Origin of the sequence: Pedobacter kyonggii (genome assembly GCF_004310665.1) — a bacterium.
Classification (GTDB): domain Bacteria; phylum Bacteroidota; class Bacteroidia; order Sphingobacteriales; family Sphingobacteriaceae; genus Pedobacter; species Pedobacter kyonggii.
Genome location: NZ_SIXF01000001.1, coordinates 36,559 through 50,091 on the forward strand (window position 1 = coordinate 36,559; position 13,533 = coordinate 50,091).

The 13,533-nt window shown below is 39.6% G+C and carries 12 protein-coding genes; 10 read left to right on the plus strand and 2 right to left on the minus strand.

Annotated features, from left to right (window positions below):
• Positions 1 to 709: 709 nt before the first annotated feature.
• Both EYS08_RS00175 and EYS08_RS00180 read right to left on the minus strand, forming a co-directional pair.
• Entirely contained in the window at positions 710 to 1,411 is a 702-nt protein-coding gene (locus tag EYS08_RS00175; protein ID WP_131027862.1) for an AIM24 family protein, read from the minus strand.
• 132 nt (positions 1,412 to 1,543) lie between these two features.
• A complete protein-coding gene (locus EYS08_RS00180) occupies positions 1,544 to 3,040 on the minus strand; it encodes an NAD(P)H-hydrate dehydratase (RefSeq protein WP_244215812.1) in 1,497 nt (498 codons plus the stop codon).
• A gap of 170 nt (positions 3,041 to 3,210) precedes the next feature.
• Between EYS08_RS00180 and yiaA the strand changes: the two genes are divergently transcribed.
• From yiaA to EYS08_RS00225, 10 genes are all read left to right on the plus strand, one after another.
• Positions 3,211 to 3,618, plus strand: a complete 408-nt coding sequence (gene yiaA / locus EYS08_RS00185; protein ID WP_131027863.1) for an inner membrane protein YiaA — start codon at positions 3,211 to 3,213, stop codon at positions 3,616 to 3,618.
• Positions 3,619 to 3,812: 194 nt separating this feature from the next.
• Positions 3,813 to 5,126: an ethanolamine permease gene (gene eat / locus EYS08_RS00190; RefSeq protein ID WP_131027864.1), complete on the plus strand. Its 1,314-nt coding sequence runs from the start codon at positions 3,813 to 3,815 to the stop codon at positions 5,124 to 5,126.
• Positions 5,126 to 6,487, plus strand: coding sequence for a glutamine synthetase family protein (locus EYS08_RS00195; RefSeq protein WP_131027865.1), 1,362 nt, complete (start codon positions 5,126 to 5,128; stop codon positions 6,485 to 6,487). Before eat ends, EYS08_RS00195 begins: the two co-directional genes overlap by 1 nt.
• Positions 6,488 to 6,714: 227 nt before the next feature.
• Positions 6,715 to 7,863 carry an iron-containing alcohol dehydrogenase gene (locus tag EYS08_RS00200; protein ID WP_131027866.1) on the plus strand — a complete coding sequence of 383 codons (1,149 nt, stop codon included), beginning with the start codon at positions 6,715 to 6,717 and terminating at the stop codon, positions 7,861 to 7,863.
• A gap of 117 nt (positions 7,864 to 7,980) precedes the next feature.
• On the plus strand, positions 7,981 to 8,688 hold the full coding sequence (locus tag EYS08_RS00205; RefSeq protein WP_131027867.1) for a gamma-glutamyl-gamma-aminobutyrate hydrolase family protein: 708 nt from the start codon (positions 7,981 to 7,983) through the stop codon (positions 8,686 to 8,688).
• A gap of 79 nt (positions 8,689 to 8,767) precedes the next feature.
• Positions 8,768 to 10,132, plus strand: a complete 1,365-nt coding sequence (locus EYS08_RS00210) for an aldehyde dehydrogenase family protein (protein WP_131027868.1) — start codon at positions 8,768 to 8,770, stop codon at positions 10,130 to 10,132.
• A 3-nt stretch (positions 10,133 to 10,135) separates the two neighbouring features.
• Entirely contained in the window at positions 10,136 to 10,309 is a 174-nt protein-coding gene (locus EYS08_RS25975) for a hypothetical protein (protein ID WP_208745758.1), read from the plus strand.
• Positions 10,309 to 10,524, plus strand: a complete 216-nt coding sequence (locus EYS08_RS26730; RefSeq protein ID WP_449415932.1) for a DUF7793 family protein — start codon at positions 10,309 to 10,311, stop codon at positions 10,522 to 10,524. Before EYS08_RS25975 ends, EYS08_RS26730 begins: the two co-directional genes overlap by 1 nt.
• Positions 10,525 to 10,590: 66 nt before the next feature.
• Positions 10,591 to 11,157, plus strand: a complete 567-nt coding sequence (locus EYS08_RS00220; protein WP_131027869.1) for a hypothetical protein — start codon at positions 10,591 to 10,593, stop codon at positions 11,155 to 11,157.
• A gap of 403 nt (positions 11,158 to 11,560) precedes the next feature.
• Positions 11,561 to 13,510 carry a beta-N-acetylhexosaminidase gene (locus EYS08_RS00225; protein ID WP_131027870.1) on the plus strand — a complete coding sequence of 650 codons (1,950 nt, stop codon included), beginning with the start codon at positions 11,561 to 11,563 and terminating at the stop codon, positions 13,508 to 13,510.
• Positions 13,511 to 13,533 lie beyond the last annotated feature (23 nt).

A 13,533-nucleotide genomic window follows, 5' to 3' on the forward strand; every position in this document is an offset into this window, starting at 1 on the left:
AATGGGGCTGTGGTTCTTAGTGATTTAACCGTTCTGCAACCCCCAATAGCCAGACGGCCTGCGCTACTTAAACCTAAGGGACAGAAGCGGGCATCCCGATTTTTCATCGGGATTAAGCGGATGGCAGGGCCATCTAGACCCAAATGTTCTGCAACTGCTTTCCAAAAAAATATAATTATTAACGTACAGATTTTGTCAGTTAAAGAGAAAAGCAATACTTAAAAAAACATGCAGGGAGAGGTCTTACGGATGTAGAGCTCTTCGCTGCGGAGATGACGACGTTGCGAATGCCTTGGTTCGCGTCCTCACGAGCTCAAATATAAAATACTAAGATTTGGCTGTGCATCTCACCTCTTTGCAAGACTACACCAACCCATTGCCTCTCCTAATTAGACGACAAACCTTTTAAGCTATGTTTTGCTCTTTGCAACCTTAAATAGAATGAATGCCCGTGCAACTTAAAGCTGACAATAGCGAGCACCGAACGCAGAGAGGTAAAGCGAATGGCAGGACTATCGTTGCCTAAATGCTTCTCCATATGCTTTCCAAAAAACAAGGTTTGTATAACTAACGCATAAATTTCCTTCGCTGGAGTGAACGAAATGTAGAAGTTCCGGCATTGCGAGAAGGCTTTTCAGCCGACCAAGCAATCTTCTAAAGAACCACAGCATTAAGATTGCTTCGTGCCTCGCAATGACGGATTACTATATTAAGATTTCGCTGCGTACTTCACCTCTTCGTAAGGCTGCACCAAAACCCATCCTTCGCCAAAAAATTCTAATTGGAAAGATTCGCCACTTCCTCTTCCGATAAAAGACCCGAAAGTTAAATTGGTTTTAATGTTTGGCGTTAAGTTTTCAGACCAGGCTACTGTAGCATTAGGATCGGTATAAACCGCCTGGTTGCCAGTAACCCTTAATAAAATCGGTTCGCCATGTGTGGTAATGGCAATATAGCCGCTGCCCGATAATTTAACCTGAAATAAACCACCACTCATCATCCCTGCAATGCTTTTTAGCATTTTTATTTCGTTTTTAATATTTTCTTCTAAAGCCAATACATCATTACCGTTTACAAAAACCGCTTCGTTTTGGAGCTTGATGATCTTTACTTTCTTGCCCTCATCAGCCAGATATAGTTTACCTGTTCCTGTGGCATGCATTAGTGAGGTGCCTTCACCAGATATGGCTTTCTTTAACAGACCGCCCAAACCTTTGCTCAATAAGCCTTCTCTTTTAAAATCGATATTTCCGATGTAAGCAACCATCGAACCTACTTTTGCCAATATTTTTTGATTTTTTAGATTTACCTCCAGCATGGCAGGTTTCTCTAATTCGAAAAAATCGTTTTCATTTGGATTTTCTGCCGATTCCTGAATTAATTCATTCAGCGTGTACTCTTTTTGTGCCATAATAATTTTTTCTGTTTTTAAGATATCTGTTATTTTAAATATTCCCTTAAACTATAAATTATAAACTAAAAGCATAGTAGAATAATGCCGGTTTTTCTCCACAATTGTGGCTAACTGCACACAACCAAAAAACTAATTGGATATGAGCACTTTAATTTCTTTAGACACCCTGGTTGCAACCTGAGAGGCGTTAACCACAAAGTGTTGGTGCGCTAAAGCATCGCCTGCTTTTCCATGAATATAACAAGCTAGAATAGTGGCATCTGTTGCGGTATATTGCTGTGCTACAAAGCCTGCAATAATCCCGGTGAGAATATCGCCCATTCCCCCTTGCGCCATTGCCGGATTACCATTAGGGTTGATGAGCACCTTACCAGTTGGCAGGCAGATAAAAGTATACTGGTTTTTAAGCACGATAACGATCTTCTGTTGTTTGGCCTGCTCTTTAGCGGTTTGCACCCTGTCCCACCAGTTATCATGTTTGCCAAATAACCGATCAAACTCCTTCATGTGCGGGGTAAGAATGGTATTTGCAACAAGTTTATCGATTAGATCAGGTCTTTCGCCCAGAATATTTAAAGCATCTGCATCGATGATCATTGCTTGGTTGGCCATAATCAAGCTTTCGAGCAGTTTTTCATTTTCTGGTTCTGCACCTAAACCCGGACCAATAGCAATTGCCTGATATTTCTTTGGGTTCTCTATTCGGGTATATTCATCCCTTGGCAGCGCCATTACTTCAGGTAAGGTGGTGTTTAAGGCGATTAATCCGCTCTGTGGGATACAGGCTGTAGTTAATCCCGCCCCTGTGTGTAAACAGGCCATTGAAGACAATAAAGCCGCGCCCATGGTATTGGTATTTCCAGCGATAACCAGTGCGTGGCCGTAAGTACCTTTATGGCTGAACAATTTTCGGGGCTGTAGGATATTTCCAATATCACTTTCTTCTACCAAATAAAAATCAGTGTCTTGTTTTTGGATAAAAGCCTCATCCAGATCAATATCAACCACCTCATATTTTTCAGTCGCCATGGCCGCCTCGGGAAAGAAAAAGTTAATCTTCGGCCGTTGAAAACAAATTGTTTTATAGGCTTTTATACCGTTGTAATCTTTAGGTAACTTGCCTTCAGCAAAAAAACCGGAGGGTACATCAACTGCATAAACCTTTTTATTCAGCTTGTTAATGGCCAGAACCAGCTGTTCATATTCTCCGCTTAAAGGTTTATTCAAACCAGAGCCTAAAATGGCATCGATAATTAAATCGGCTTTCAGATTCTTTAAGTCAGAAACCTGGTTGATGATTGTTTTTTTGCATCTCGTTTCTTCAATCCGCTGTAGGTTGATGGCAAAATCGTCGCTTTGTTTTTTACTAAAGTTGATGATGTAAACTTTTATATTCTCATATCCATTAGCAATAAGCAAATGGGCAATGGCTAATCCATCTCCCCCGTTATTTCCCTTACCACAGCATATAGCCACGCTTTTATTGGTATCGAACTCATCTCTTAAAAAAGTTTGAACAAAAGCCCTCGCAGCTTTTTCCATCAGATCGATTGATGCTATTGGTTTATTCGCAATCGTAAACTGATCGGCATTACGCATTTGGGCAGAAGTAAGCAATGTTAGCATATAACTAAGATAAGGTTATACAGCTATAATGCAAAAGAGTAGGATTTTGTTTGGTTCATTGTACTCAAAGGCGCTAGTTTTCCAAAATAATTTAAAATAGTATCTTTTAATTTTTATACCTTTTGCCAATCTTTAGCGTTGTCTATTGAATTAAATTAAATCTCAAAACAATGAATCAAAAACCATCGAATGCATTCGTGGCAGCTGCCTGGCTTGCATTAGGTATCGGAATGATCGGCTTTATTGTAGGCCTGTGGCGTTCTGATATGCTTCTTAATGAAAAAGGATATTATTTTACGGTATTGATGTTTGGCCTTTTCGCCGTAATCTCTTTACAAAAAGCTGTTCGCGATAAATTGGAAGGAATTCCGGTTACTGAAATTTATTACGGTATCAGTTGGTTCTCTACACTATTAACCATCACATTATTGGTAATTGGTTTGTGGAACGCTACTTTGCTGCCCAGCGAAAAAGGATTTTATGCTTTTGCCTTTTTACTCTCGTTGTTTGGTGCCATTACGGTACAGAAAAATACGAGAGACAGCCAGATTGTGAATAAAAACCGCGATTCGGAATAGCCAAAACAGCTTATCTTAATGAATTTTATTGAAACCAATGCTTAGGCGTTGGTTTTTTATTTTTAACCAAAAACGGAATATATTATCTCCTTAACTAAAAAATAATTACTACTTTAAACATCAGATACCGAAGCTAATAGTTTATCATTTTCGAGCAAATAATATAAACCTATTCAATCTTGTAAATCCTGCCAATGGAACAAAAAGATAGCTTAAAAAAAACACTTACCCCTTTTATGTTATGGGGGCTTGGTGTAGGATATGTGATTTCGGGGATGTATTTTGGTTGGAATTTAGGCCTCGAAAAAGGTGGTACCTTGGGTATGGCCATTGCTACCGTTGCCATTATGGTGATGTATGTTACCTTTAGTTTTAGCTATGCCGAACTGGCCTGTGCCATACCAAAGGCCGGTGGTGTTTTCGATTATGCCAATACCGCACTAGGCAAAAACATCGGTTTTATTGCTGGCATTGCCCAAATGGTCGAATTTATATTTGCACCACCTGCCATTGCCTTTGCCATTGGTGCTTATTTTAATGCCTTCTTTCCGCAGGTACCCATTCTTACCAGTGCAATTGCAGTTTACTTTATCTTTACTGCCCTAAATGTATATGGCATAAAAGCTGCAGCTTCGTTCGAAGTAATTATTACCATTTTGGCTGTTGGCGAACTGCTATTATTCTCTGGAATTACATTACCTAAATTTCATGCAGAAAACCTGGCCCATAACAATTTCCCGAATGGCTGGAGCGGTGTTTTTGCTGCCATCCCTTTTGCCATCTGGTTTTTCCTGGGTATTGAAGGCGTTGCAAATGTAGCCGAAGAAACCAAGAACCCACAGCGCGATATTAGCAAGGGCTTTGGCTGGGGCATATTTACACTGGTTGTTTTATGTGTGCTTGTTTTTATCTCCACCATTGGCATTGGAGGTTGGGAAGCCATTGTGTATAAAAATGGAAAATCGGGCGAAACCTCTGATTCGCCTTTACCACTTGCCCTTTCAATGATCACAGGTGATAACCACCTGATGTATCATTTACTCATCACAGTTGGGTTATTTGGTCTAGTCGCATCATTTCATGGATTGGTTTTAGCAGCTGGTCGTTCTACTTATGAGATGGGACGAGTGAAAAGTATCCCAGCTATCCTTGGAAAAATTTCTCCTAAATTTCAAACACCTGCTAATGCATTAATTGGTAATATGGTGATTGGCATTATCGCACTTTTATCAGGGAAAACGGCTGAAATTATTATCATTTCTGTATTTGGCGCATTAACTTTATACATCATTTCTATGATTTCCGTAATGGTACTTAGGAAGAACAAACCTGAGATGGCAAGACCTTTCAAAACGCCAATTTATCCGTTATTTCCAATAATTGCCTTAATTATATCCTGCGTTTCTTTCATCGCAATGCTGATTTATAATCTTAAATTGGGTTTAATTTATTCGGGTATTGTTTTGGCCATATTTCTTCTATATAAAATATTTAAAAAGGCAGATTAATGAGTACGAGCAAAGAAATTCTGGATTACGTTAAAAATCATCCCTCTGGAAAAGTAAAATTAGCTGTTGCCGATATCGACGGTATTTTAAGGGGGAAATATGTAGCCGCCGAAAAATTCGCATCTCTGGTTGAGGGCCGATTGGGTTTCTGTGATGTTACCTTTGGTTGGGATGCAGGTGATGTGGCTTATGAAAATGGGAAATATACAGGTTGGCATACCGGCTATCCCGATGCACAGGTTAAAATTGACTTGAGTACATTCCGAAAAATCCCATGGGAAAATGAGGTACCTTTCTTTTTGGGCGATTTTATTAACGATCAGGATCAGGCAAATTATGTTTGTCCGAGGCAGTTGCTAAAGAAACTGATCGCAGAATGCGAAAGTGAAGGATTTTCACCGCTTTTTGCACAGGAATTTGAATGGTTCAATTTTTCGGAAACACCAGAGACGATCCAGGAAAAAGGTTTTGTTAATTTAAAACCTTTAAGTCCGGGCATGTTTGGTTATTCCATTTTGAGGAGCACCTACCGAAACGAGTTTATGAGCGATCTGTTCGAACTGCTGAACAAATTCGATATCCCGATTGAAGGTTTACATACCGAAACCGGGCCTGGGGTTTACGAAGCAGCCATAAAATATGCTCCTGCTTTACAAGCTGCCGATCAAGCGATATTATTTAAAACAGCCGTAAAAGAAATCGCCTATAAACATGGTATACTAGCCACATTTATGGCCAAAATAAGCGAAAATTTACCAGGATGCAGTGGCCATGTGCATCAAAGCCTCTGGGATGCAGGTAAGAAGATCAATTTGTTCTATGATGAAAAAGATGCAGATAAAATGAGTGAAATAATGAAAAGTTATATCGCTGGTCAGTTGCACTGCCTTCCATACCTTTTACCCATGATTGCCCCTACCATAAACAGTTACAAACGTTTAGTTGAAGGCGCATGGGCACCAACTACGGTAACCTGGGGAATTGATAACCGTACAACAGCATTACGCGCATTACCCGGGAGCAAAAAGGCTTCGCGTTTAGAAACTCGGATAGTGGGTTCAGATACCAATCCTTATTTAGCACTTTCGGCCTGTTTGGCTGCTGGAATGCATGGTGTTAAAAATAAATTAAAACTCGAACAACCTGCTACAAGAGGAAACGGGTATACCGATTTATCGAACGGTACATTATCGCGTAATTTATTTGAAGCAACGCAAAAGATGAAAAATTCTGATCTGGCCAAAACATTATTAGGCGAAGATTTCGTTGATCACTTTGCCATGACCCGCGAATGGGAATGCAAGCAATATGCTAAAGTAGTAACCGATTGGGAGCTAAAAAGATATTTAGAAATTATTTAACGTTAATAGTTCAGAATCTTGATATTAACGCCCAACCTTAGGTGACCTCAGGTACCTAAGATGGTAAAAAAAACACGCTAAAATGTTGACCACCTAAGCCACTTAGCAACTATTAAGACTGTTAAGTTTAAACAGGATGAAATAACACCACGGCTTTTGCCTAATGTGTTGAAAATAAATTATGAAGAATAGGTCTTAAAGGCCTAAAAAAGTAAAACAAGAATATCATGATATTTGATAAAATCCATCAGTTTAATTTCCCAACAACCATCCGTTTTGGTGCTGGCGCAGTAAAAGAGTTGCCAGCCTACTTAAGTAAGAACAATTTAAAGGCACCATTAATTGTAACCGACCCCACCATCGCCCAACTTCCCTTTTTTAAAACCATTGTTGACGATTTAAAGGCAAAGGGTATTGCTGTCGAGGTTTTTAGCGACATCCACAAAAACCCGGTAAAAAGTGACGTTTACAAAGGTACTGATGTTTGGGATGGCACCAATCGCGACAGTATAGTTGGTATTGGTGGTGGTGCAGCTTTAGATGTTGCCCGGGCAATTGTACTTCGTGTTAATCACCGCGAAGATTTATTCAAATATGATGATTTAATCGGCGGAGATATCTACGTAACGAAAGATGTTCCACATTTTATCACCATCCCAACCACATCTGGTACCGGAAGTGAGGTTGGCCGCAGTGCAATTATTGCCGACGATGAAACCCACCAGAAAAAAATTCTGTTCTCGCCAAAATTAATGGCGCAGATCGTCTTTGCAGACCCGGAGTTAACCATGGATTTGCCCCCCTTTATCACTGCCGCAACAGGTATGGACGCATTGACACACAATATGGAAGCTTATCTGGCCAAGAACTTCCACCCCATGTGTGATGGAATTGCATTAGAGGGAATTTCATTGATCAAAGATGCGCTGGAACGGGCAACCAACAATCCCGATTTAGAAAGCCGTAGTAAAATGTTAATGGCTTCGATGATGGGCGCAATTGCTTTTCAAAAAGGTTTGGGTGTAGTGCATTCACTTGCGCATCCGCTTTCTTCTTTGTTAGATACCCATCACGGATTGGCTAATGCAGTGAATATTCCTTATGGTATGCAGTTTAATATTGCTGGTTTTGAAGATCGTTTTAAAAAAATTGCCCGTACGTTGGATCTCAAGGATGAAAATGGTGAAGCTGTTGTAAAATATCTGTTCGATTTAAATACGAAAGTGAATATTCCGCATAAATTGAGTGATATTGGCGTTAAAAATGAACATATAGAAACACTTGCCGACTTAGCCTATGCAGATTTTGCACATCCAAACAATCCTAAACCGGTAAGCAGAGAAGATTTTAAAAAACTGTACTTAAATGCACTTTAAAATAGAATTAAAAGATTACGGGATTTTAGGATTACTAAACCATTAAAAATCAGTGTAATCTAAAAATCGGTGTAATCAACCCGAAGGAAAAAAGATAAATCAGTGGAATTAATTAATATGTCTGATAAAATAATAATTGGTGTTACCGACTGTAGCAAATTCGACATCTACCGGGATTGGGTTTTATCCTACAACAAAAATGTGGAGGTAATCCAGCTTGGGTACAAGCTCAACAATTTCGATGAGATCAGAAAGTGCAATGGGATTGTTTTGACAGGAGGTGAAGATGTTCACCCCCGTTTTTACTATCAGCCTGAATATTATCCTTATTGTTATGAGGATGATATTGACGAAAAACGCGATGAGTTTGAATTTAAAGTGTTAGCCTATACTGAAGCCAATTCTGTTCCTGTTTTAGGCATTTGTAGGGGCATGCAGGTAGGTAACGTATTTTTTGGCGGAACTTTGATCCCTGATATCCCAACCTGGGGAAAATTCGATCATTCAAAAATGCATGACAAATCAGATCGCTATCACGAGATCATCATCAATCCTTCCTCATGGCTGAACCAGATTGTGAATACCGATAAAGGTTTAGTGAACAGTAACCATCACCAAAGCACCGATAAAACAGGGAAAGGTCTGGTTGTAAGTGCAATCTCTCCCGATGGTGTTACAGAGGCTATGGAGCGGATGGAACCAGAAGGGAAATCCTTTTTGTTATTCGTACAATGGCACCCTGAACGGTTAAAAGACCAGCAGGGTCCCTTTAGCAAAAATATACATAGTGCATTTATAAATTCAATCGTTAACCACAATAAATAATCGCTCGGAGACAATGGTTAGCGCGGAGTAACAATATTCCGTGATTTCTGTGTTTCCGTGGCAATAATCAATAGGAAAGATGCAGATCATCAACCCCGCAACAGAAGAAATTATTACCAGCTTAGCGGAAGATAACCCATCTACGCTTCAAAACAAATTTGATACTTTAAAAAAGGCTCAACCTCAATGGGCCAACAAAACCCTTAGCGAAAGGATTTCGGTTATCGCTCAGTTTAGTGATTTATTGGAAGCGGAGACAGAAGAACTGGCCGCAGTGCTAACCTCCGAAGTAGGCAAACCGCTCCAACAATCTCGCAACGAGATTAATGGCGCAAGATCCCGCATCAAATGGATGTTGGCCAATGCAGAAAAATACCTGGCCGATGAAATAATGACGGATGAACCGGGCCTCAAAGAAATCATTAAATACGAACCGCTGGGTGTAGTTTGTAATATCTCTGCCTGGAATTACCCTTATCTGGTTGGCGTGAATGTATTTATCCCGGCTTTATTGAGTGGCAATGCTGTAATGTACAAACCCTCAGAATATGCCACCTTAACTGGAATCGAGATTGAAAAAATATTAAAAAAAGCAGGTGTACCTGATAATGTCTTCCAAATCGCTATTGGCGCAAAAGAAACGGGAGCGGCCTTATTAGAGATGAGTTTTGATGGTTATTTCTTCACAGGCTCCTATAAAACGGGAAAATTTATTTACGAGAAAGTAGCGGCAAAAATGGTTCCCTGCCAATTGGAGTTAGGAGGAAAAGATCCGTTGTACATTGCCGAAGATGTAACCGATGTTGCTTCTGCTGCAGTTGGTACGGCCGATGGTGCTTTTTACAATAACGGACAAAGCTGTTGTTCAGTTGAGCGCATTTATGTGCATGAGAAAAATTACGAAAATTACTTAAATGCCTTTGTTACCGAAGTTAAGAGCTGGAAAACGGGCCAACCAACAACCAATGGTGTATATATTGGTGCCTTAACACGGAGAGAGCAGATTTTGGTGTTGGAGAACCAAATTAAGGATGCCTTAAGTAAAGGTGCAACATTATTAACTGGCGGAAAGGCTGTTGCGGGAAAGGGCTATTATTTTGAACCAACGGTGCTAACAGATGTTACCAATGATATGCTAGTGATGCAGGAAGAAAGTTTCGGACCAATTATCGGAATTATGAAGGTGAAAGACGATGCTGAGGCCTTAAATATGATGAAAGATACGGATTATGGCTTAACGGCATCGGTTTATACAGCCGATCAGGCAAGGGCTGAAAAAATACTGTCTCAGCTTGACGCAGGTTCGGGTTATTGGAACTGCTGCGACAGAGTGAGTGCAGCACTGCCCTGGAACGGAAGAAAATATTCGGGTATTGGTGCTACCCTATCACATCAGGGATTAAGGGCCTTTACTAAACCTAAAGGTTATCACTTAAGGGGATAATAAATGGAAAACGACAGCGACAATCAACTTATTGAAGGCGAAATTGCCGATTATTTATTAACTGATAATGGGATACTGATTTCTTACAGTAAAAACATTTTACGTACAGTAGAAAATATTGCTGCCAATGTTGAACTGGTGAAGAAAATTACGGGGAATAGAAAGTTCCACTGTTAATTTACTTAAAAAATTCTCCTGTTCCAGACAAAGAAACACGAAAGTTTTCTACGGAGCAATTGCCTCAAATTTATACGGCTATGGCGATGGTTTCGAAACCCGGTTTAGCCCAATTGATTATGAAGATCCTCTTTAAGTTTCAAACCCCTCCTATCCCAATTAAATCATTTACGGATGATAAGAAAGCTATGGAATGGTTGAAAAAGTTTTTATAAATTAAATTTTGATACAGTAATTAACCCGGTTCGCTGAGATACAAACTGAAACTTATAAATTTGCAAATGTCCGCTCCAGAACACAAAAAAAATAGATGGTTAATTAAAGATCGTTTTTTTGACAGGCATCCAAAAGAATTATCATTTACGCCACAATCAATACTATTTGGCAATCAAAAATTATCAGCTCCCACAATAACTGATTTATCTAAAGAAGAGCCGTTAGAATATCGTTTTGGGATTAGAGGATTTGAATTTATCATAGGGAGAAAGTATCAATTATTGATTAAGAACAGCGATGGGGAAATGATCAAAATAAGTTTCGGTTCTTATTATGGAATCAATAAAGTCCATTTGTATAATCAATATGCCGAAATATTAAATCAATTATGGGAAAGCTATTTCGATGGGTTAGTGGATCATTATTTAGCACTGTTTAGTCAAAAAACACCTTTCACTTTAGCAAATGTAAAGTTTGATGAATTTGGAATCAAAATTAAATCCGCAACCTTTATTAAGGAAGAAGAAAAATCGTTGCTTTGGCCTGATGTAGGCACCAAAAATTACCACACCTATTTTGCCATCTTTTCAAAACAAAATCCATCAAATATCAATAAAGGATATAGTATTTAGATGATTGGAATACGGGAGTTTTATACAGTGTTATTGAAACGATATTAAAAGAGATAGAGGGTAAATAATCCTTTCAAAGAATTAATGAATATGTTTTCCCCGGTTTTTGCTCTGCGCCGATCAGCCAAATCTGCGGGACAAAACTGCTATTCCCGCAGATCAAGAAGATTTTCGAAGATGATGACTTTCTCTGTGAATTTTGTGGTTAAGTCTTCGACTCCGCTCAGGCTGACAAATCTCTAATAATGTCATAAATTCAATCACGATTTTTATCCAAACCAAACGCTATGTGCCCCGCGCTTTGCTTCTTGCACATTTCCCTCCGCACAAATACCTTCGATTAAAATCTTTTTTAATAAATTGCGGATTATACTTATACGGTTAACCCGCTTTAATTATTTTAATGAAAAAATTATTCCTGATTATCTCCTGCTGTTTTTTTGCAGCCAATACCTTCGCTCAGTCTATTGTTACAGAAACGGAAATCGGCGATTCCGAAAGCGCGGTTGTGCAAACACCAATTGCCATCATCCCAGAACCCGTATCGTTGATGAAAAAGGCAGGTACTTTTACCTTGCCAGAAAATGTAACCATCCAGACCGTTAAGAGTGGAGAGTTAAAGCAATCAATTACTTACTTATCAGACCGGATTAGTAATGCTACAGGGAAATTTGTAAGCACAGTGAGTAATTCAAGTCACCCAACTATTAAACTGATTTTAAATACTCAAGAAGATACCCAACTCGGTAAAGAAGGTTACAAACTAAATGTTAATCCCACCCAGGTTGTCATCACAGCAAATCAGCCTGCTGGTATTTTTTATGGGGTTCAATCCTTACTTCAGCTTTTCCCAGCCGAAATAGAAAGCAAGGAACTAGTAAATGATATCAAATGGAAGGCGCCTTGTGTTGATGTGGTAGATTATCCGAAATTAGGGTGGAGAGGTTTAATGTTTGATGTAGCCCGCCACTTTTTCACCAAACAGGAGGTAAAGCAGTTTATTGATGATATGGCCCGTTATAAATTTAATCTGTTGCATTTGCACCTCGCAGATGATGAAGGCTGGAGAATCGAAATTAAAGGCTTACCTAAATTAACCGAAGTAGGTGCATGGAGTGTTAAAAAAACCGGGACTTTTGGCGATTTTACACCACCAACGGCAGATGAGCCCCGTACTTACGGTGGTTTTTATACACAAGAAGATATTAAAGAACTTGTTCAGTATGCACAAGAACGTTTTGTAAACATATTACCCGAAATTGATGTTCCGGGGCATAGTTTAGCTATTATCGCTTCTTACCCTGAATTATCCTGCACACCCGATGCGGTTAATTATAAAGTACGCTCGGGCGAGAAAATAATGGACTGGAGCCGTGGTGCCCCGCCAACAGCTTTGCTTGATAATACGCTTTGCCCGGCAAACGAAAAAGTTTATGTGTTTTTAGATTCGGTACTTACCCAGGTAGCTAAACTTTTTCCTTTCGAATATATCCACATGGGTGGTGATGAAGCCCCTCATAATTTCTGGGAGAAGAACGATCAGGTTAAAGCCTTAATGCTTCGTGAAGGTTTAAAAACCATTCCGCAGGTGCAGGCATATTTTGAAAAACGTGTAGAACAGATCGTAATTTCGAAAGGCAAAAAATTTATGGGCTGGGACGAAATTCTTGAAGGTGGTGTATCGCCAACAGCAGCCGTAATGAGTTGGAGAGGAATGAAATATGGTATCCAGGCAGCTAACGACAAACACAATGTGGTAATGAGCCCTACTGACTTTGCCTATTTAGATTATATGCAGGCCGATGCCATTACCGAACCTAAAGTATATGCTTCGCTGCGGTTAAATAAAACCTATCAGTTTAACCCGATACCTGCAGGCGTAAATGCGCAATATATTATCGGTGCACAAGCCAACCTGTGGACAGAACAGGTTTTTACTTTCCGCCAGGTACAATATATGCTTTGGCCTCGGGCTTTTGCCATTGCCGAATCGATCTGGAGTCCGATTGAAAAGAAAAACTGGACCAATTTCGTTGACCGTACACAACAGCATTTCAAACGATTAGATTTCGCAGAGATTAAATACTCCCCTGCTATTTACGATCCGATTTTCACGGTAAAACGCAGTGCCGATAAACAGTTAATGATCGAATTAACCACAGAAATAGATGGTTTGGATATTTACTATAGCTTTGATAACTCTACTCCCGATCGCTTTTACCCGAAATACACCGCCGCACTACAGGTACCAAAAGATGCCAGCATGTTACGTGTAATTACCTATCGTGGTAAACAACCTATTGGAAGATTGATCAGTATGCCTGTTGCTGATTTACAGAAAAGGGCGCGTTAACCAATTAACATTAAGATTCCCGC

Excerpts from the sequence above, each read along its gene's own strand:
- EYS08_RS00200 (WP_131027866.1), top strand. The coding sequence starts at position 6,715 with ATGATATTTGATAAAATCCATCAGTTTAATTTCCCAACAACCATCCGT.
- yiaA (WP_131027863.1), top strand. The coding sequence starts at position 3,211 with ATGAATCAAAAACCATCGAATGCATTCGTGGCAGCTGCCTGGCTTGCA.
- EYS08_RS00225 (WP_131027870.1), top strand. The coding sequence starts at position 11,561 with ATGAAAAAATTATTCCTGATTATCTCCTGCTGTTTTTTTGCAGCCAAT.
- EYS08_RS00220 (WP_131027869.1), top strand. The coding sequence starts at position 10,591 with ATGTCCGCTCCAGAACACAAAAAAAATAGATGGTTAATTAAAGATCGT.
- EYS08_RS25975 (WP_208745758.1), top strand. The coding sequence starts at position 10,136 with ATGGAAAACGACAGCGACAATCAACTTATTGAAGGCGAAATTGCCGAT.
- EYS08_RS00205 (WP_131027867.1), top strand. The coding sequence starts at position 7,981 with ATGTCTGATAAAATAATAATTGGTGTTACCGACTGTAGCAAATTCGAC.
- EYS08_RS00210 (WP_131027868.1), top strand. The coding sequence starts at position 8,768 with ATGCAGATCATCAACCCCGCAACAGAAGAAATTATTACCAGCTTAGCG.
- EYS08_RS00180 (WP_244215812.1), bottom strand. The coding sequence starts at position 3,040 with ATGCTAACATTGCTTACTTCTGCCCAAATGCGTAATGCCGATCAGTTT.
- EYS08_RS00195 (WP_131027865.1), top strand. The coding sequence starts at position 5,126 with ATGAGTACGAGCAAAGAAATTCTGGATTACGTTAAAAATCATCCCTCT.
- eat (WP_131027864.1), top strand. The coding sequence starts at position 3,813 with ATGGAACAAAAAGATAGCTTAAAAAAAACACTTACCCCTTTTATGTTA.
- EYS08_RS00175 (WP_131027862.1), bottom strand. The coding sequence starts at position 1,411 with ATGGCACAAAAAGAGTACACGCTGAATGAATTAATTCAGGAATCGGCA.